The sequence below is a fragment of the Streptomyces sp. KL116D genome (assembly GCF_030766975.1).
Lineage (GTDB): Bacteria > Actinomycetota > Actinomycetes > Streptomycetales > Streptomycetaceae > Streptomyces > Streptomyces longispororuber_A.
The window spans coordinates 1-18,951 of record NZ_JASERH010000004.1; the positions used below are offsets into that span (position 1 = coordinate 1).

Below are 18,951 nucleotides of genomic sequence, written 5' to 3' on the forward strand. Positions count from 1 at the left end.
CGCCGCCGCGCTCGCCACGGGCACCCCGGCGTTCGCGGCCCGGGCCCCGCAGCGCGTGCCCGAGCTGCGTCCGTGGGCGGGGGACGTCGCGGCGGGGCACGACGCCGGCGTCCGCGTCTCGCTGCGCGTGGAGGTGCCCGGCCTCGCCCAGGTCACGGACGACGAGACCCGGCTGCCGTTCCGCGCCGTCCTGCAGATGCACAGCGTCAGCGATCCCGCCCTGGTCGCGGACGCGGCGGAGGTGTGGGCGGGCGCGGGCGACCCGGGCGACGCCGCCCGGGCCTTCGGCGCGCGCGCCCGCATGGACGCCCTCCTCGCGCTGCGGCGGGCGGCGCGCGCGTGGGCGCCGCTGACGCCCCTGCTCTCGGCGGGCGTCCCGGACGCGATCGAGCTGGCGGACGAGGAGGTCACCGAACTGCTCGGAGAGGGCGCGCGGCTGCTGTCCGCGGCCGGCGTCGAGGTGCACTGGCCCAGGGAGCTGGCCCGCAAGCTGACGGCCCGCGCGGTGATCGGACCACCGGAGGGCGAGGGACCCGACCAGGCCTCGTCGGGCGCGCCGTCGTTCCTGTCGGCCGACGCACTGCTGGCGTTCGACTGGTGGTTCGCCCTCGGTGACCAGGAGTTGAGCCGCGAGGAGCTGGATCGGCTCGCCGAGTCGAACCGGCCGGTGGTGCGGCTGCGCGACCAGTGGGTGCTCGTCGATCCCGGCGAGGCCCGGCGCGCCCGCGCCCACCAGGACCGCAAGCTCACCCCGGTCGACGCGCTCAGCGCCGTTCTGACGGGCTCCACGGAGGTCGACGGCCGCCAGGTCGAGGTCCGCCCCAGCGGCTGGCTGACGGGGCTGCGGGACCGCCTCGCGGACCCGGAGGGCATGGAGCCGGTCGGGCAGCCGGCCGCACTCGCCGCCGAACTGCGCGACTACCAGCTGCGGGGCCTGACCTGGCTGGCCCGGATGACGTCACTCGGACTGGGCGCCTGCCTCGCCGACGACATGGGCCTGGGCAAGACGATCACGCTGATCTCGCTCCACCTGCACCGGCAGACCGCACCGGAGACCGCGGGGCCCACCCTCGTGGTGTGCCCGACGTCCCTGATGGGCAACTGGCAGCGCGAGATCGAGAAGTTCGCCCCGGGCACCCCCGTGCGCCGCTTCCACGGCGGACGGCGCTCCCTGGACGATCTGGCGGACGGGGAGTTCGTCCTCACCACGTACGGCACCATGCGCCTGGACGCGGCCCAACTGGCCGCCGTCGCCTGGGGTCTGGTGGTCACCGACGAGGCGCAGCACGTGAAGAACCCGTACTCGGCGACGGCCAAGGAACTGCGCACCATCGGCGCCCGCGCGCGCGTGGCGCTCACCGGCACCCCGGTGGAGAACAACCTGTCCGAGCTGTGGGCGATCCTCGACTGGACCACGCCCGGCCTGCTGGGCCGGCTCGGCACGTTCCGCACGCGCTACGCCCAGGCCGTGGAGGGCGGCAAGGACCCGGCCGCGGCCGACCGGCTGGCGCGGCTCGTGCGGCCCTTCCTGTTGCGGCGCCGCAAGTCGGACCCCGGGATCGCCCCCGAACTGCCGCCCAAGACCGAGACCGACCGGGCGGTGTCGCTGACCAAGGAGCAGACCGGCCTCTACGAAGCCGTGGTGCGCGAGACGCTGGCGGAGATCTCCGGGGCGGACGGTTTCGAGCGGCGGGGCCTCATCGTCAAGCTGCTCACGGCCCTCAAACAGATCTGCAACCACCCCGCGCAGTACCTCAAGGAGGACAAGCCGCGCATCGGCGGCCGTTCGGGGAAGCTGGAGCTGCTCGACGAGCTCCTGGACACCATCCTGGCCGAGGACGCGAGCGTGCTGGTCTTCACCCAGTACGTGCAGATGGCCCGCCTGGTGGAGCGGCACCTGGCGGCCCGGGGCGTGCCCACGCAGTTCCTGCACGGAGGTACCCCGGTCGCGGAGCGCGAGGCCATGGTGCAGCGGTTCCAGGACGGCGAGGTGCCGGTCTTCCTGCTCTCCCTGAAGGCGGCGGGCACCGGTCTCAACCTCACGCGCGCGGAGCACGTCGTGCACTACGACCGCTGGTGGAACCCGGCGGTCGAGGCGCAGGCCACCGACCGCGCGTACCGGATCGGGCAGACCCGGCCCGTGCAGGTGCACCGGCTGATCGCGGAGGGCACGATCGAGGACCGCATCGCGGAGATGCTGGTGCGCAAGCGGGAGCTGGCGGACGCCGTCCTCGGGGCGGGCGAGGCGGCCCTGACGGAACTGAGCGATGCCGATCTGGCCGATCTGGTCGAGCTGCGAGGGGGCGCCCGATGAGTGACCTGTACGACGAGCACGAGGCGCCCTTCGAGGGCGACGACGCGCAGGAGCGCACGTTCGCCGCGCTGCCGCCCGCCCAGGGCCGGGGTTTCGCCCGGACCTGGTGGGGCCAGGCGTGGCTGAAGGCGCTGGAGGACACGGCGCTCGATCTGGCGCAGCTCAAGGCGGGCCGCAGGCTGGCCCGGGCCGGGGCGGTCGGCGCGGTGTCGGTGCGGCCCGGCCGGATCACCGCGGTGGTGGAGGACCGCGGCGGCGTCCAGCACCGTTCCGACGTGCTGCTGCAGCGGCTCGACGAGGACGACTGGGACCGCTTCCTCGGCATGGCCGCCGAGCGGGCGGGCCACATCGCGGCGCTCCTGGACCGGGACATGCCCCCGCACCTGGTGGAGGACGCGGCGGCGGCCGGGGTGGAACTCCTGCCGGGCATCGGTGACCTGGAACCGTCGTGCGACTGCGACGCCTGGGACCACTGCGCGCACACGGCGGCCCTGAGCTATCAGCTGGCCCGGCTCCTGGACCAGGACCCGTTCGTGCTGCTCCTGCTGCGCGGGCGCGGCGAGCGGGCGCTGCTGGACGAACTGCAGGTGCGCAGCGCGGCGCGGGCCGAACCGGCCGCGCCGTCCCGGGAGGCCGAGGGCGTGGACGCGGCGGAGGCGTACGCGTCCGGGGTCGTGCTGCCTCCGCTGCCGGCCCCTCCCGGGCCGCCGGCGGAGCCCGGGGAGCCGCCGTCGCTGGACACGGAGACGCCGGCGCCCGCGGGGACCGACGTGGCCGCACTGGGGTTCCTCGGGGCGCAGGCCGCCGCCGAGGCCCACCGGCTCCTCACGGACGCGCTCGCTCCGGGCCACGAACAGCGTCCGCCCCGGCCGGAGTTGACCACCGCGCAGGACGCCGCCCGGCTGGCCGCGGCGGCACCGGACCGGCGGGTCGCGGCACGGCTCGCCCAGGGCTCGGGCCGGGACCGCGAGGGCCTCGCCCTGGCCGCTCGCGCCTGGGAGCACGGGGGCGTCGCCGCGCTCCGTGTCCTGGAGGAGGAGTGGACCCCGGACGCGGAATCCGCCGCACGCGCGCGTGCGGCGCTGGAGGCGGCCTGGGACGCGGACGAGCGACCCGCCCTCAGGGCCGTCCGCGGCCGCTGGACCGCCTCGGGCACGGACGCCCAGCTGCGCCTGGGCCGCGACGGGCGCTGGTGGCCCTACCGCAAGGAGCGGGGCCGCTGGGCGCCGGCCGGCCCCGCGGCGTCGGATCCCGCGTCCGCGCTGGCCACGGCGTTGGGAACGGGCGAGGAGTAGCGGCACGCGGGGGCCCGTCGCACGACCGGCATGGAGTAGTCCGACGGGACGAACGGCGCGCGGCGGGTGATCGTGGGTGAACCTCCCTTCCTCAAGGGAGGCACCTTCAGCCGGGGGGCGACCAGAAGGCGCAGGCTCATGGCGACTTTGTGCAGACCCGCTGTCTCCGTTCCGGAACATGTCATCACCATGGAGGAGACTCTCGCTCTCGCACGCTCCCGACATGCCGACCACCCCCAACTCCCGCTGGCGCTGCGCCTGATCGAGAACACGGGGGTGCGCACCCGGCACCTCGTGCAGCCGATCGAGGAGACGCTGAAGCACCCGGGGTTCGACGAACGCAACGCGCTCTACGCGGCGGAGGCGAAGGCCCGGGTGCCGGCCGTGGTGCGGCGCGCACTCGACGACGCGGAGCTCCGCACCCAGGACATCGACGTGATCATCTACGTGTCGTGCACGGGCTTCATGATGCCGTCGCTGACGGCCTGGCTGATCAACGAGATGGACTTCTCCAGCGACACCCGGCAGATACCGATAGCCCAGCTGGGCTGCGCCGCGGGCGGGGCCGCGGTGAACCGGGCGCACGACTTCTGCACCGCCTACCCCGAGGCGAACGCACTGATCGTGGCCTGCGAGTTCTGCTCGCTGTGCTACCAGCCGACCGATCTGGGCATCGGCTCTCTGCTGTCGAACGGCCTCTTCGGGGACGGCGTCGCCGCCGCCGTGGTGCGCGGCCGGGGCGGCACGGGCATCGCGCTGGAGCGCAACGGCTCGTACCTCATCCCGAAGACCGAGGACTGGATCGCGTACGACGTCCGCCCCACGGGATTCCACTTCATGCTGGACAAGCGGGTGCCGACCACCATGGAACCCCTCGCGCCGGCGCTCCAGGAGCTGGCGGGTCAGCACGGCTGGAACGCGTCGGAGCTGGACTTCTACATCATCCACGCGGGCGGCCCGCGCATCCTGGACGACCTCAGCAAGTTCCTCCAAGTCCCGCCGGACGCCTTCCGGTTCAGCCGGGCGACGCTCACGGAGTACGGGAACATCGCGAGCGCCGTCGTCCTCGACGCGCTGCGCCGGCTCTTCGACGAGGGCGGCGCGCCGCACACCGCGCGGGGCCTGCTCGCCGGCTTCGGCCCCGGCATCACGGCCGAGATGTCCCTGGGCCGCTGGCACCGCCCCGACGACGCCCCTGAGCTCGCGGAGGCCGCCGTATGACGGAGGACACCACCACCCGGCCGCCGGTCCGCCCATGGCCCGCCCTGGACCTCCACGGCGTCGACTTCGACCCGGTCCTGTCCCGGCTGATGGCCGAGGGCCCGGTGACCCGGATCCAGCTGCCGAACGGGGAGGGCTGGGCGTGGCTGGTGACGCGCTACGACGACGTGCGCACCGTCACGAACGACTCGCGGTTCAGCCGGGAGGCCGTCGTCGGCCGGCAGGTCACGCGGCTGGCCCCGCACTTCATCCCGCAGGCGGGCGCCGTCGGGTTCGCGGACCCGCCCGACCACACGCGGCTGCGCCGCGCGGTCACCGCGGCGTTCACGGCGCGCGGCGTCGAGCGACTGCGCACGCGCGCGCAAGGGATGCTCGACGAGCTGGTGACCGGTGTGCTGCGCGACGGGCCGCCGGCCGACCTCACGGAGCGCCTCCTCGCGCCCTTCCCCATCGCGGTGATCTGCGAGCTGATGGGAGTGCCCGCGGCCGACCGGCAGCTGATGCACACCTGGACGCAGCTGATCCTGTCGTCGGCGCACGGCGCCGAGGTCAGCGAACGCGCCAAGAACGAGATGTCGGCCTACTTCGCGCGCCTGATCCGCGCGCGGGACGACGGCACCGGCGAGGACGTCACCTCCTTGTTGGGCACGGCGGTCGGTGCGGGCGAGCTGACGGAGGACGAGGCGGTCGGTCTCGCGGTCCTGGTCCAGATCGGCGGCGAGGCCGTCACCAACAACTGCGGGAACATGGCGTACGTCCTGCTGACCCGCCCGGACCTCGTGCAGCGGCTGCGCGCCGAGCCGGACCTGCGCCCGCAGGCCATCGACGAGCTGCTGCGCTACATCCCGCACCGCAGTGCCGTCGGACTGTCCCGCATCGCTCTGGAGGACGTGGACGTCGCGGGCGTGCGCATCAGTGAGGGCGACCCGGTCTACGTGTCCTACCTGGCGGCCAACCGCGACCCCGACGTGTTCCCGGATCCCGACCGCATCGACTTCGACCGGTCGCCGAACCCGCACGTCTCCTTCGGATTCGGTCCGCACTACTGCGTCGGCGGCATGCTGGCGCGGCTGGAGTCGGAGCTTTTGGTGGACGCGTTGCTCGACCGGTTCCCCGGGCTGCGGCTGGCCGTTCCGGCCGAGGAGGTGCCGTTCCGCAAGGGCGCGTTGATCCGTGGGCCGGAGGGTCTGCCGGTGACGTGGTCGGCGGCGGGATGACCGCGCTGACGCCGGCCGAGGGGCTGCTGGTGCCGCCGGGGCACGGCCGTACGGTGCAGACCGCGGCCCAGCAGGTCACCTTCAAGGTCACCGGCGACCATTCGCGCATCGCGTCCAGCTTCGAGGTCGTGGTGCCGCCGGGGTTCGACGTCGGCGCCCATGTGCACACCCGGAGCGAGGAGTTGTTCTACGTCCTCGAAGGCGAGCTGGACGTCCTCGCCTTCGAGCCGCGGGTGCGGACGCCCGACAACTGGCAGCGCTGGCAGTCCCTTTCGGGCAACGAGGTGGTGCGGGCCACCCCGGGGACCGTGATCGTCGTGCCGCCCGGCTGCCCGCACGCCTTCGCCAACCCGACGGGCGCCCCGGCCAAGATGTTCTTCCAGGCCTCGCCCCCGCCGGACCACGAGCGCTACTTCGACGAACTCCTCGACATCCTCGCGACGGACGGGCCGCCGGACCACGCGGCCATCGAGGAGCTGCGGGCCCGCTACGACATCGAGCAGCTGACCCCGCTGCGGCACGGCCGCCCCTAGGTTGGACGGAGGTGTACCGCGACGACGGACGAGGAGTTGGTGCGCTGTGCTGCTCGAAGGAAAGGTCGCGCTGGTCTACGGCGGCGGGGGTGCCATCGGCGGGGCCGTGGCCCGCGCGTTCGCGAAGGAGGGCGCCTCGGTGTTCCTCGCCGGACGTTCCACGGCACCCGTCGAGCGGGTCGCCGCGGCGATCAGGGAGGACGGGGGCAGCGCGGAGGCCTTCCGGGTCGACGCGCTCGACGAGGCGGCCGTGCAGGGCTTCGTGGCCTCGGTGGCGGAGCGGACCGGGCGGATCGACGTCTCGTTCAACGTGATCGGCGTCGGTGACGTCCAGAAGCCGATGACGGAGATCACGGTCGACGAGTTCCTCGCCCCGATCCGGAACACGATGCGCACGCAGTTCCTCACCACGCGGGCGGCGGTACCGCACATGGCCGCCGGGGGTGGGGGCGTGGTGCTCGCGTTCGGCGGCTCGGGCACCGAGACCCAGCCGGGCCTGGGCGGCTTCAAGGTCTCCCTGGACGCGCTGGAGGGGCTGCGCCGGCAGTGGGCGTGCGAGCTCGGCGCCCAGGGGATCCGGGTGGTGACCCTCAAGACGGGCGGGATCCCGGAGAGCCTTCCCGCGGACTTCGAAGGCCGCAAGGAGCTCACCGAGATGCTCACGGGGCCGACGCTGCTCGGCCGCGCGGCGACGCTCGCCGACGTGGGCGACGTCGCCGCTTTCGTGGCCTCGGACCGGGCCCGCACGATGACGTCCGCGACGGTGAACGTCTCGTGCGGGGCCCTGGTCGACTACTGAAGTCCGGGGTCAGCGGATCGGCATGCCCGAGAGGGTGCGGGCGATGACCAGTCGCTGGATCTCACTGGTGCCCTCGAAGATCGTGTAGATCGCCGCGTCGCGGTGCATGCGCTCCACGGGGTACTCCCGCGTGTAGCCGTTGCCACCCAGGATCTGGATCGCCTGGGCGGTGACCTTCTTGGCGGTCTCGCTCGCGAACAGCTTGGACATGGAGCCCTCGGCGTTCTCGAACTTCTTGCCGGTGGTCGCCATCCAGGAGGCGCGCCACACCAGGAGGCGGGCGGCGTCGATCTGGGTGCGCATGTCGGCCAGCTGGAAGGCCACGCCCTGGTTGTCGATGATCGGGCGGCCGAACTGCTCGCGCGTCTTCGCGTACTCCAGGGCCTCCTCGTACGCGGCGCGGGCCGTGCCCACCGCCATCGCGCCGACGGCCGGGCGGGACGCCTCGAAGGTCGCCATGGCGGCGTTCTTCACGCGCTCGCCGCCCTTGGCGGCCTTCTCACGCGCGCGGGCGATGCGCTCGTCGAGCTTGTCCTTGCCGCCGAGGAGGCAGGAGCCGGGCACCCGCACGTCCTCGAGGACGACCTCGGCGGTGTGCGAGGCGCGGATGCCGTGCTTCTTGAACTTCTGGCCCTGGGACAGGCCCGGGGTGTTCGGCGGCACGATGAAGGAGGCGTGGCCCTTGGAGCCGAGCTCCGGGTCGACGGAGGCGACCACCACGTGGACGTTGGCGATGCCGCCGTTCGTCGCCCAGGTCTTGGTGCCGTTCAGGACCCACTCGTCCTTGGCCTCGTCGTAGACGGCACGCGTGCGCATCGCGGCGACGTCGGAGCCCGCGTCCGGCTCCGAGGAGCAGAAAGCGGCCACCTTCACGTCGTTCACGTCGCCGTACATCTGCGGGATCCAGGTGCCGATCTGCTCCTCGGTCCCGTTGGCGAGGACGCCGACCGCGGCCAGACCGGTGCCGACGATCGACAGCGCGATGCCCGCGTCACCCCAGAAGAGCTCCTCCATGGCCATGGGGATGCCGAGACCGGAAGGGTCGAAGAACTGCTGCGCATAGAAGTCGAGGGAGTAGATTCCGAGCTTGGCGGCCTCCTGGATGACCGGCCACGGGGTCTCCTCGCGCTCGTCCCACTCGGCGGCCGCGGGGCGGATCACATCGGCGGCGAAGCCGTGAAGCCAGTCACGGACTTCCTTCTGCTCGTCGTTGAGATCCATCGTGAACTCGGCCATGACCCCTCCAGGGCTGCGTACACTGCATATGTTACTTGCGGTAACGAGAGTCTGTTACTGGTCAGTAGCCTCTGTCAACCTCCGAGTACGCGTTCGATGCCGCACGGCCGCCGGGTGTTACCTTTCGCGTGCGTCAAGCCATCGCACGGGCGGGGAGATCCTCATGGAGACCACACAGCGGACCGATCAGCGCGCGGAGCAGCAGTCCGCCGCCGAGCGCCGACGACGTGAGCTGCTCGAGGCGGCCGACCGCGTGGTGCTCCGGGACGGCCCGGGCGCCTCGATGAACGCCATCGCGGCCGAGGCCGGGATCACCAAGCCGATCCTCTACCGGCACTTCGGCGACAAGGGCGGACTGTACGCGGCCCTCGCCACCCGCCACACGGACGCCCTGCTCTCCTCCCTGCGCGCGGCACTCGACGCCCCGGCGGAGCGCCGCGAGCGGGTCGAGGCCACGCTGGACACCTACCTCGCGGCGATCGAGGCCAGGCCGCAGGTCTACCGGTTCCTGATGCATCCGGCGGAGGGCTCCCCCGGCGACTCCGGGTTCGACGTCGGCCGCCACTCGGCACCGCTGCTGCGGCGCATGGGCGAGGAACTGGCCGAGGTCATCGAGGAGCGCGTCGACCTCGGCCCCGGCAGCCAGCAGCTCGCACGGGTGTGGGGCCACGGGATCGTCGGCATGATGCACGCCGCGGGCGACTGGTGGCTCGGGGAACGGCCGTGCACCCGTCACGAGTTGGTGCAGGGTCTCGCCGACCTGCTGTGGGGGCGTCTCGCCGCCGCGGGCGACAAGGTGGGCGGCCCCGGCTTCTGAGGGGCCCCTCCCCCGCCCCCTACCGACCCCAGGGCGCACGCGCCGCCTGGCGCAGCACCCGCCGACGCCGCCATCCCGTGACGCGGTCCGTGTACGTGCGGCCCTCCAGGTGGTCGCACTCGTGCTGGAGGCAGCGGGCGAACCAGCCCGTGCCGTGGATCGTCACCGGGTCGCCGTGCACGTCCTGGCCCTCCACGCGCGCGTGGTCGAAGCGCGGCGTGCCCGCCTCCAGGCCGGGCAGCGACAGACAGCCCTCGGGGCCACGGATCACGACGCCGTCCGCCTCGACCAGCCGCGGGTTCACGACGTGGCCCACGTGGCGGACGTCCTCGTCGTCCTCGCAGTCGTAGACGAAGACCCGCAGGGACTCCCCGACCTGGTTCGCGGCGAGGCCGACGCCCTGGGCCGCGTACATCGTCGCGAACATGTCCTCCACGAGGCGCGCGAGCGACGGACCGAAGTCCGTGACCTGCGCACAGGGTTGGTGCAGCACGGCTTCGCCGAGCAGGGTCAGGGGTCGTACGCGCCCTGAGGCGCCCGGGATCGAGCCGTGTCGCATGGCCGTAAGGGTACGGTCCGTACAGTGCCCCGATCCGCTGGTGGTGCCGCAGTTCGGGCTTGTCAGAGGATCTCGATAGGCTGAGGCCGGAAAGCGATGCCGGGGGCAGGCGCGGCGCCGTACGCAAGGAGGACCCAAGAAGATGTCAGGCAACTCGGAGTCGATGACTCCGCGGGCCAAGCTGGCCGTCACGGCCGGCAAGGCCGCGGCCGCGGTGTCGCGGGCGGCGGGCCGCGGCAGCGGGTCGGTGATCGGCGGCAAGGTCGCGCTCAAGCTCGACCCCGAGCTGCTCGGACGGCTCGCCCAGCACCTGGACGTCGTGCTCGTCTCGGCGACGAACGGCAAGACGACGACCACCCGGCTGATCGCCGAGGCCCTGCGCGCCAGCGGCCCGGTCGTGTCGAACGCGCTGGGCGCGAACATGCCCGCCGGAATCACCTCCGCCCTCGCGGGCGGCTCGGACTCCCGGTTCGGTGTCATCGAGGTCGACGAGAAGTACCTCGCGGGTGTCGCCCGTGACACGTCCCCCAAGGCGATCGCGCTGCTCAACCTCTCGCGCGACCAGCTCGACCGCGCCGCCGAGACCCGCATGCTCGCGGAGAAGTGGCGCGAGGGCCTGGCCGGCTCGAAGGCGATCGTGATCGCGAACGCGGACGACCCGCTGGTCGTGTGGGCGGCCTCCTCCTCGCCGAACGTGGTGTGGGTCGCCGCCGGGCAGGAGTGGAAGGACGACGCCTGGTCCTGCCCGGCGTGCGGCGGCGTGATGCAGCGCCCCGGCGACGACTGGTTCTGCGGCGAGTGCGGCTTCCGCCGCCCGACCGCGAGCTGGGCGCTGCAGGGCGACTACGTGCTCGACCCGCACGGCTCCGCCTGGCCGATCCACCTCCAGCTCCCGGGCCGCGCCAACAAGGCGAACGCGGCGACCTCCGCCGCCGTCGCCGCCTGCTTCGGCGTGCCGCCGCAGGTCGCCCTGGAGCGCATGTACCAGGTGCAGGCGGTGGCCGGCCGCTACGACGTCGTGCAGTTCCTGAACCGGGACGTGCGGCTGCTGCTCGCGAAGAACCCGGCGGGCTGGCTCGAAACGTTCACTCTGATCGACCCGCCGCCGACGCCGGTGATCCTTTCGGTGAACGCGCGGGGTGCCGACGGCACCGACACCTCCTGGCTGTGGGACGTCGACTACACGCGGCTCGCCGGGCACCCGATCTGCGTGATCGGCGACCGCAAGCTCGACCTCGCGGTCCGTCTCGAGGTCGCGGGCCTGGAGTTCCGCGTCTGCGAGTCGATCGACGAGGCGGTGCAGATCTCCCCGCCCGGGCGGATCGAGCTGATCGCCAACTACACCGCCTTCCAGGACGTCCGCCGCCGCGTGGGCAACTGACCCGATCCAGACGAGAACGAGCTAAGGATCATGAGCATGAGTGACAGCAGCCTGCGTCTGGTGTGGGTCTACCCCGACCTGCTGAGCACCTACGGCGACCAGGGCAACGCCCTGGTGGTGGAGCGCCGCGCCCGCCAGCGCCGCCTCCAGGTCGAGCGCTACGACGTGCGCAGCGACCAGCCGGTGCCCACGTCCGGCGACATCTACCTGATCGGCGGCGGCGAGGACCGGCCCCAGCGGCTCGCGGCGGAGCGGCTGCGCCGGGACGGCGGCCTGCAGCGTGCCGTCGGCAACGGCGCGATCGTGTTCTCCGTGTGCGCCGGGTACCAGATCCTCGGCCACGAGTTCATCAACGACCTCGGCGAGCGCGAGCCCGGCCTCGGACTGCTCGACGTGGTCTCCACCCGCGGCGAGGGCGAGCGGTGCGTCGGTGACGTACTGGCCGACATCGACCCGCAGTTGGGGCTGCCGCCGCTGACCGGGTTCGAGAACCACCAGGGCGTCACGCACCTCGGCCCGTCGGCCCGCCCGTTCGCCCGCACCCGCCTCGGCAAGGGCAACGGGACGGGGGACGGCACCGAAGGCGCCTTCAACGACACGGTGTTCGGCACGTACATGCACGGGCCCGTGCTGGCGCGCAACCCGCTGATCGCCGACCTGCTGCTGAAGCTGGCGCTCGACGTGAACGCGATGCCTCCGGTGGACGACCGGTGGTACGAGGCGCTGCGCAACGAGCGGATTGCTGCTGCTACGGCGCAGCCCGCGTAGGTCCCCTTCGGGGCGCTCCCGCGCCCATATGAGCGGGAGTGTCCAGCTGGCGGACGGCCCTTACGGGAGGGCCCCTGTGCGCCGATAGGGTACGGGGGATCCAGCCGGACGACGTGGTCCGGTCATCGGCCCACGTTTGCAAAGGTATTCCGGGCTTATGCGTATTGGTGTCCTCACCTCCGGCGGCGACTGTCCCGGTCTCAATGCCGTGATCCGTTCAGTCGTGCACCGTGCTGTCGTCGACCACGGCGACGAGGTCATCGGCTTCCACGACGGGTGGAAGGGCCTGCTCGAGTGCGACTACCGCAAGCTGGACCTGGACGCGGTGGGCGGCATCCTCGCCCGCGGCGGCACCATCCTCGGCTCCTCGCGCGTGCAGCCCGCACATCTGCGGGACGGTGTCGAGCGGGCCAGGGGGCACGTCGCCGATCTCGGTCTCGACGCGATCATCCCGATCGGCGGTGAGGGCACGCTCAAGGCGGCCCGTCTGCTGTCCGACAACGGGCTGCCGATCGTCGGCGTCCCGAAGACGATCGACAACGACATCGCCGTCACGGACGTGACGTTCGGCTTCGACACCGCCGTGGGCGTGGCGACCGAGGCCCTCGACCGGCTGAAGACCACCGCCGAGTCCCACCAGCGCGTGCTGATCGTCGAGGTCATGGGCCGGCACACCGGCTGGATCGCGCTGCACTCGGGCATGGCCGCGGGTGCGCACGCCATCGTCGTCCCCGAGCGTCCCTTCGCCATCGACGAGCTGGCCGCGAAGGTCGGCGAGCGGTTCGCGGCGGGCAAGAAGTTCGCGATCGTCGTTGCCGCCGAGGGCGCCAAGCCCCGCGCCGGGTCGATGGAGTTCGACGAGGGCGGCAAGGACGTCTACGGCCACGAGCGGTTCGCCGGGATCGCGCGGCAGCTCTCGGTCGAGCTGGAGCAGCGGCTCGGCAAGGAGGCCAGGCCGGTGATCCTGGGTCACGTGCAGCGCGGCGGGACGCCGACGGCGTACGACCGGGTGCTCGCGACGCGGTTCGGCTGGCACGCCGTGGAGGCCGTGCACCGCGGCGAGTTCGGCCGGATGACGGCGCTGCGCGGCACCGACATCGTGATGGTGTCGCTCGCCGAGGCGGTCGAGACCCTGAAGACGGTGCCCGAGGAGCGGTACGCCGAAGCGGAGTGCGTGCTCTGATCCCTGTCACGCGTCCGACCCCGTGACGGGTCCGACCCTCTTCACGCGGTGGAGCCCCACCACTTTTTAGTTTCTCTTTGTAGAGAGCTGCCCCCGGCCGAAAGCGCGGCCGGGGGCAGTTCTACTCTGGTGGCGCACAATCCGTACGAAACGAGCAACAGGAGCCGGCGGATGGATCACAGCGGGCACGGCATGAACATGGATCTGCCGCCGTTCACGCTGGGGCGTGGCCTGGGCTGGTCGGCCGACCCCTTCTTCCTTGTCGGCTGCCTCCTCGCGCTGGCCCTGTACGGGTGGGGTGTCGTGCGGCTCGCGCGGCGCGGCGACGCGTGGCCGGTGGCCCGGACGATCTCGTTCGTCGTGGGCGTGCTCAGCATCGGTCTGGTGATGTGCACCAAGCTGAACGACTACGGGATGGTCATGTTCAGCGTGCACATGGTGCAGCACATGGTCATCAGCATGCTGTCGCCGATCCTGCTGCTCATGGGCGCCCCCATCACGCTGGCGCTGCGCGCGCTGCCGGTGTCGGCGCAGCGGGGCCGCAAGGGGCCGCGCGAGCTGCTCCTGATGCTGCTGCACAGCCGCTACATGCGGATCATCACGCACCCGGCGTTCACGATCCCGCTGTTCATCGCGAGCCTGTACGCGCTGTACTTCACGCCGCTGTTCGACTTCCTCATGGGATCGAAGGTCGGGCACATCGGCATGATGGTGCACTTCCTGGCCGTGGGTCTGGTGTTCTTCTGGCCGATCATGGGCGTCGACCCGGGCCCGCACCGTCCCGGCTACGTGATGCGCATGCTCGAGCTGTTCGCGGGCATGCCGTTCCACGCGTTCTTCGGCATCGCCCTGATGATGGCGAGCACCACGATGGTCGGGACGTTCGAGAACCCGCCGGCCTCCCTGGGCATCGATCCGATGGCCGACCAGACGGCGGCCGGCGGCATCGCCTGGGCGTTCAGCGAGGTGCCGTCGGTGCTGGTGCTGCTGGCGCTGCTCTTCCAGTGGAAGAAGTCGGACGACCGGCAGGCGCGCCGCAAGGACCGCGCCGCGGACCGGGACGGCGACCAGGAGCTGGCGGCGTACAACGCCTATCTGGCCTCCCTGAACGCGCGCGGACAGTAGCGCCACCGCCCGATCACGGGTGACTATGGCCTTCTGGCCGCGGCTCGGGCGCCGCACACCGTACGCCGTCCGGCTGCCGGGAGGAGGGTGTGTGATGCCCGGATCCACGAAGACGATGGGTGCGTTCACCGTCGGCGGTCTGGTGGCCGTGACCGCCTACACGGTGGCGCTCGGGAGCAACGGCTGGCTGTGGTTCGGCTGGGTCGTGCTCGGCCTGATCACCGTGGCGATGGTGGCGTCGCGCAGCGCCTGACGCCGGCCGGGGCTCAGAACCGGAAGACGTGGCCGGTCGCGGCGTCCAGGGCGCAGGCGTTGGCGAACGTCTTGTGCCAGGCGGTCAGCCGGCCGCGGTGCGTGCCCGTCGCCGAGACGGTGACCGGGTTGAACTCCTTGGTGCACGTCCGCGGCTCCCCCCGCAGTTCGTCGAGGTCCCCGCTCGCATCGTCGAGCGCGGCGCACGCCTCGGCGGCGTACGGGTGGTGCCCCGCGAGCTCGGGCTCGCAGCGCAGCAGCACGCCGCGGATCCAGGTGTTGTCGTCGCCCGACACGGTGAGGAACAGGCCGCGGGGCGGCGCGGGCTCGGTGGCGGCCTGGGCGGGGGCGGCCGCGGCGAGGGACAGGAGCGCGGCTGCGGCGACGTGGAGGGGACGCATGCGGAGGGCCTCCGGGGCTGGGACGTCAGGGTGGCAACAGCGCACCGTCCGTGTCCCGCGCTGCCAAGCGGACGCGCCGACCGGGCGCCGGACGAGGCCCGATCGGGCTCTCGCGCCGGGCCGGTCGATTGACTACTGTGCGCACGCACGCACCGGGTCCACGGACCGAGAACTTCGCATTGACTCGGTTCACAGACTTCATGGGGGAAGGCGACGGCAATGTTCTACCGACTGCTCAAGTACGTGATCCTCGGGCCGCTGCTGCGGCTGATGTTCCGGCCGCGGATCGAGGGCCTTGAGCACATCCCCGAGTCCGGCGCCGCGATCGTCGCGGGCAATCACCTGTCGTTCTCGGACCACTTCCTCATGCCGGCCATCATCAAGCGGCGGATCACGTTCCTCGCCAAGGCGGAGTACTTCACCGGCCCGGGCGTCAAGGGCCGTCTGACGGCGGCCTTCTTCCGCAGCGCGGGCCAGATCCCGGTCGACCGGTCCGGCAAGGAGGCGGGGCAGGCCGCGATCCGCGAGGGGCTCGGGGTGCTGCGCAGGGGCGAGCTGCTCGGCATCTACCCGGAGGGCACCCGCTCGCACGACGGGCGCCTCTACAAGGGCAAGGTCGGGGTCGCGGCGATGGCCCTGAAGGCGCAGGTGCCGGTCGTTCCCTGCGCGATGATCGGCACGTTCGAGGCGCAGCCGCCGGGTCAGAAGATCCCCAGCATGCGCCGGGTGACGATCCGGTTCGGCAAGGCGATGGACTTCTCGCGGTACGCGGGGATGGACGGCGAGAAGGCGATCCTGCGGGCCGTCACGGACGAGATCATGTACGCGATCCTGGAGCTGTCCGGGCAGGAGTACGTCGACAAGTACGCGGCTCTCGTGAAGGCGGAGGCCGAGGAGGCGAAGGTGCGGCGGTTCCCCCGCATGCCGCTGAGCTGACACGCCGTCCGCGACCGGCGGGGTTCCGGGCTCTGCGCTGAGCAGAATCCGATGGGCACCGGTCGGGGACCGGCGTACGGTCCCGGCATGAAGACGGCTTTGGTGATCGGTGCGGCAGGACAGATCGGGCGGGCGTCGGTGCGCGCCCTGGCGGAGGACGGCTGGGCGGTGACCGCGGCCTCGCTCGGTGGCCGGCGGGACGAGGGCTGGTCCGACGAGGTGCGCACGGTGCGGCTCGACCGGGAGGACGACGCGGCGCTCGCGGCGCTGGTCGGTGACGGAGTCGACCTGGTCGTCGACATGGTGGCGTTCACCAGGGCGCACGGGCAGCAGCTCACGAAGCTCGCCGACCGGATGGGTTCGGCGGTCGTGATCTCCAGCGGCGCGGTCTACGAGGACGAGCAGGGCCGCAGTTTCGACACGCAGGGCGAGCCGGACGGCTGGCCTCGGTACCCGGGTCCGGTGGCGGAGACGCACCGGACGGTGGGGCCCGGCGACGCGACGTACGGGACGCGCAAGATCCAGCTGGAGCAGGACCTGCTGGCGCTGGGCGAGACCCTGCCCACGACGTTGGTGCGGGCGTCCGCGGTGCACGGGAGGTACTGCCGCACGCCGCGCGAGCTGTACTTCGTGAAGCGGAACCTGGACGGGCGCCGCACGCGCGTGCTCGCCTACAAGGGCGAGAGCCGCTTCAACCCGGCGAGCGTCGCCAACCTGGCGGAGCTGGTCCGGCTGGCCGCGGCGCGACCGGGCTCACGGGTGCTCAACGGCGCGGACCCGGACTGCCCCACCGTCGCCGAGATCGGCACGATGATCGACGCCCTGATGGGGGTGGAGACGGAGACGGTGCTCGTGGACGGGCCGCCGCCGGTGCCGACCGTCGGCGACACCCCGTGGTCGCTGCCGCACCCCTTCCTCTTCGACATGTCCGCCGCGGAGCGGGAGCTCGGGTACAAGCCGGTGACCACGTACGCCGACGCGCTGCCGGAGACGGTCGAGTGGCTGGCCGGGCGGCTGCGGGAGCAGGACTGGGTGGACGGCTTCCCGAAGATGGTCGCGTCGTACACGACCGGGCTCTTCGACTACGCGGCCGAGGACGCCTGGCTCGCCGCACAGAGGTGAGCCGGGCCCGATGAGGGCCCGGCTCGTCTCAGGAAGCGAAGGTCACGGCTTGGGCGTGGCGTGCGGAGCGCACGTCACGTCCTTGCTGTCGACCTTGCCGGTGAGCAGGTACGTGTCGACCCGGTCGTTGATGCAGGGGTTGGTCAGACCGGTGACACCGTGCGAGCCCGCGTCCTTCTCGGTGATCAGGCGGGAGCCCTTGAAGCGCTTGTGCAGCTCGACGGCGCCCTCGTACGGGGTGGCGGCGTCACGCGTGGACTGCACGATGAGGACCGACGGCAGGCCCTTGCCGGTCTTCACGTCGACCGGCGTCTGCTGCTTGGTCTTCCACGTGGCGCACGGCAGGTTCATCCATGCGTTGGCCCACGTCATGAACGGGTACTTCTTGTGGAGCTCGGTGTTGTCCTTGTCCCACTTCGACCAGCTGGTGGGCCACTTGGCGTCGGCGCACTCGACCGCGGTGTACACCGCGTTGCCGTTCTCCGAGGACGCGTTGCCCGCGGTGTCCGACATGTCGGGGGAGGCCGCGTCGACCAGCGCCTGGGTGTCGCCGGCGACGTAGTCGCTCCACACCTGGGCGGTGGGCACCCACGCCGAGTCGTAGTACGGCGCGCTCTGGAAGAAGGAGATCAGCTCGGCCGGGCCGACGACCCCGCCGATGGGGCTCTTCTTCGCGGCGGCCCGCAGCGTCTCCCACTGCTGCTGGACCTTGGCGCGGGTGTCACCGAGGTGGAAGGTCGCGTCGTTCTTGGCGACCCAGTCCTGCCAGTCCTTCCAGCGGCCCTCGAAGGCGATGTCCTGGTTCAGGTTGGCCTGGTACCAGATGTTGTCCTTCGCCGGGTTGACGACACTGTCCACGATCATGCGGCGGACGTGGCCCGGGAACAGCGTGCCGTAGACGGCGCCCAGGTAGGTGCCGTAGGAGACGCCCAGGTAGTTGAGCTTCTTCTCGCCGAGGGCGGCGCGGATGACGTCGAGGTCACGTGCCGTGTTCGGCGTCGTCATCTGCGGCAGCATCTCGCCGCTGCGCTCGTAGCAGCCGTCCGCGTACTCCTTGGCGAGCTTGCGCTGGGCAAGCTTGTCCGCCTCGGTGTCGGGGACCGGGTCGGCCTTGGGCGCCTTGACGAACTCCTGCGGGTCGATGCAGGAGATCGGCGCGGAGTGGCCGACGCCGCGCGGGTCGAAGCCGACGAAGTCGTACGCCTTCGAGGTCTTCGCCCACAGCGGGTTCTTCGCGGTCACACGCGTCGGGAAGCGCATACCGGAACCACCGGGGCCGCCCGGGTTGTAGACGAGAGCGCCCTGGCGCTCGTCCTTGGTGCCGGTGTTGCCGATGCGGTCGACGGCGAGCTTGATCTGCTTGCCGTACGGCTTCGCGTAGTCCAGCGGCACGGTGACCCAGCCGCACTGGATGGGCTTGGCGAGGCCCCAGTCCGCGGGGCAGTCCTTCCAGTCGATGCCCGCCTTGGCCGCCTTGGCCGCGGCGACGGCCGCGCCCCTGGCCTCACGGTTCTGGGTGCTGCTGCCGTTCTTCTGCGGCTCGGCGTTGGCGGCGGGGGCGGCGACCGCTCCCGCTATCAGCGCCGCCGCGGCGAACGCGCCCGCGGAACCGATCACCACCTTCCGGCTGCCGCGACTCGTCTGTCGAGTCCGTCTCAAGTGAGGCCTCCCGCACGTCGATTCGAGCGTTACTTCGATCGTGTTGACGATCGGTACGCGGATCCTGTCCTGTGGGGGGTCCCTGACAACAGAGATGACAGACGTTCTTTACCAATCCGATAAACGGTATAAC

At 71.9% G+C, this 18,951-nt stretch carries 18 protein-coding genes; 14 read left to right on the top strand and 4 right to left on the bottom strand.

The genetic code is table 11. The annotated features are described in order from the left end of the window. The 6 genes from RBJ77_RS00460 to RBJ77_RS00485 all read left to right on the top strand — a co-directional run. Positions 1-2,314 (top strand): DEAD/DEAH box helicase (locus RBJ77_RS00460; RefSeq protein WP_372343103.1); only part of this gene is annotated, 2,314 nt, incomplete at its 5' end. Continuing rightward, positions 2,311-3,609: an SWF or SNF family helicase gene (locus tag RBJ77_RS00465; protein ID WP_372343104.1), complete on the top strand. Its 1,299-nt coding sequence runs from the start codon at positions 2,311-2,313 to the stop codon at positions 3,607-3,609. The genes RBJ77_RS00460 and RBJ77_RS00465, both read left to right, overlap by 4 nt. 138 nt (positions 3,610-3,747) lie before the next feature. After that, positions 3,748-4,830 (top strand): type III polyketide synthase, encoded by a 1,083-nt coding sequence (locus RBJ77_RS00470; protein WP_372343105.1) that lies wholly within the window; start codon positions 3,748-3,750, stop codon positions 4,828-4,830. Next, complete coding sequence (locus RBJ77_RS00475) at positions 4,827-6,047, top strand: cytochrome P450 (RefSeq protein WP_372343106.1); 1,221 nt, start codon at positions 4,827-4,829, stop codon at positions 6,045-6,047. Before RBJ77_RS00470 ends, RBJ77_RS00475 begins: the two co-directional genes overlap by 4 nt. Further along, positions 6,044-6,580 (top strand): cupin domain-containing protein, encoded by a 537-nt coding sequence (locus RBJ77_RS00480; protein ID WP_372343107.1) that lies wholly within the window; start codon positions 6,044-6,046, stop codon positions 6,578-6,580. The genes RBJ77_RS00475 and RBJ77_RS00480 overlap by 4 nt, the downstream gene beginning before the upstream one ends. A gap of 46 nt (positions 6,581-6,626) precedes the next feature. Further along, on the top strand, positions 6,627-7,379 hold the full coding sequence (locus tag RBJ77_RS00485) for an SDR family NAD(P)-dependent oxidoreductase (RefSeq protein WP_372343108.1): 753 nt from the start codon (positions 6,627-6,629) through the stop codon (positions 7,377-7,379). Between the two features lie 9 nt (positions 7,380-7,388). On the opposite strand, the gene RBJ77_RS00490 is transcribed toward RBJ77_RS00485, so the two are convergent. Beyond that, positions 7,389-8,615 carry an acyl-CoA dehydrogenase family protein gene (locus RBJ77_RS00490; protein WP_372343109.1) on the bottom strand — a complete coding sequence of 409 codons (1,227 nt, stop codon included), beginning with the start codon at positions 8,613-8,615 and terminating at the stop codon, positions 7,389-7,391. Positions 8,616-8,778: 163 nt separating this feature from the next. Between RBJ77_RS00490 and RBJ77_RS00495 the strand changes: the two genes are divergently transcribed. Next, the gene (locus RBJ77_RS00495) at positions 8,779-9,432 is read left to right on the top strand and encodes a TetR family transcriptional regulator (protein WP_372343110.1); all 654 of its coding nucleotides are present in this window, start codon (positions 8,779-8,781) and stop codon (positions 9,430-9,432) included. Positions 9,433-9,451: 19 nt separating this feature from the next. Here the strand turns inward: RBJ77_RS00495 and def are convergent, their stop codons facing one another. Continuing rightward, complete coding sequence (gene def / locus RBJ77_RS00500; RefSeq protein WP_255970995.1) at positions 9,452-9,991, bottom strand: peptide deformylase; 540 nt, start codon at positions 9,989-9,991, stop codon at positions 9,452-9,454. A 142-nt stretch (positions 9,992-10,133) separates the two neighbouring features. Here def and RBJ77_RS00505 point away from each other — a divergent pair, with 142 nt between their 5' ends. The 5 genes from RBJ77_RS00505 to RBJ77_RS00525 all read left to right on the top strand — a co-directional run bounded on the left by RBJ77_RS00505 (position 10,134) and on the right by RBJ77_RS00525 (position 14,701). Next, on the top strand, positions 10,134-11,372 hold the full coding sequence (locus tag RBJ77_RS00505) for a MurT ligase domain-containing protein (RefSeq protein WP_372343111.1): 1,239 nt from the start codon (positions 10,134-10,136) through the stop codon (positions 11,370-11,372). Positions 11,373-11,408: 36 nt separating this feature from the next. Beyond that, positions 11,409-12,140: a type 1 glutamine amidotransferase gene (locus RBJ77_RS00510; RefSeq protein ID WP_255970991.1), complete on the top strand. Its 732-nt coding sequence runs from the start codon at positions 11,409-11,411 to the stop codon at positions 12,138-12,140. 157 nt (positions 12,141-12,297) lie between these two features. Next, positions 12,298-13,323 carry a 6-phosphofructokinase gene (locus RBJ77_RS00515; RefSeq protein ID WP_372343112.1) on the top strand — a complete coding sequence of 342 codons (1,026 nt, stop codon included), beginning with the start codon at positions 12,298-12,300 and terminating at the stop codon, positions 13,321-13,323. A gap of 171 nt (positions 13,324-13,494) precedes the next feature. Next, positions 13,495-14,448 carry a cytochrome c oxidase assembly protein gene (locus RBJ77_RS00520; protein WP_372343113.1) on the top strand — a complete coding sequence of 318 codons (954 nt, stop codon included), beginning with the start codon at positions 13,495-13,497 and terminating at the stop codon, positions 14,446-14,448. Positions 14,449-14,542: 94 nt separating this feature from the next. Further along, positions 14,543-14,701 (top strand): hypothetical protein, encoded by a 159-nt coding sequence (locus tag RBJ77_RS00525; protein ID WP_188340237.1) that lies wholly within the window; start codon positions 14,543-14,545, stop codon positions 14,699-14,701. A 13-nt stretch (positions 14,702-14,714) separates the two neighbouring features. Here RBJ77_RS00525 and RBJ77_RS00530 read toward each other — a convergent pair whose 3' ends face one another. After that, positions 14,715-15,101, bottom strand: coding sequence for an SSI family serine proteinase inhibitor (locus RBJ77_RS00530; RefSeq protein ID WP_372343114.1), 387 nt, complete (start codon positions 15,099-15,101; stop codon positions 14,715-14,717). A gap of 219 nt (positions 15,102-15,320) precedes the next feature. On the opposite strand from RBJ77_RS00530, the gene RBJ77_RS00535 reads away from it, so the two are divergent. Together RBJ77_RS00535 and RBJ77_RS00540 are read left to right on the top strand one after the other, a co-directional pair. Further along, positions 15,321-16,037 (top strand): lysophospholipid acyltransferase family protein, encoded by a 717-nt coding sequence (locus RBJ77_RS00535; protein WP_372343115.1) that lies wholly within the window; start codon positions 15,321-15,323, stop codon positions 16,035-16,037. Between the two features lie 87 nt (positions 16,038-16,124). Next, the gene (locus tag RBJ77_RS00540; RefSeq protein ID WP_372343116.1) at positions 16,125-17,159 is read left to right on the top strand and encodes an NAD-dependent epimerase/dehydratase family protein; all 1,035 of its coding nucleotides are present in this window, start codon (positions 16,125-16,127) and stop codon (positions 17,157-17,159) included. Positions 17,160-17,201: 42 nt separating this feature from the next. Here the strand turns inward: RBJ77_RS00540 and RBJ77_RS00545 are convergent, their stop codons facing one another. Then, positions 17,202-18,779, bottom strand: coding sequence for an alpha/beta hydrolase (locus RBJ77_RS00545; protein WP_372343117.1), 1,578 nt, complete (start codon positions 18,777-18,779; stop codon positions 17,202-17,204). Positions 18,780-18,951: the final 172 nt, after the last annotated feature.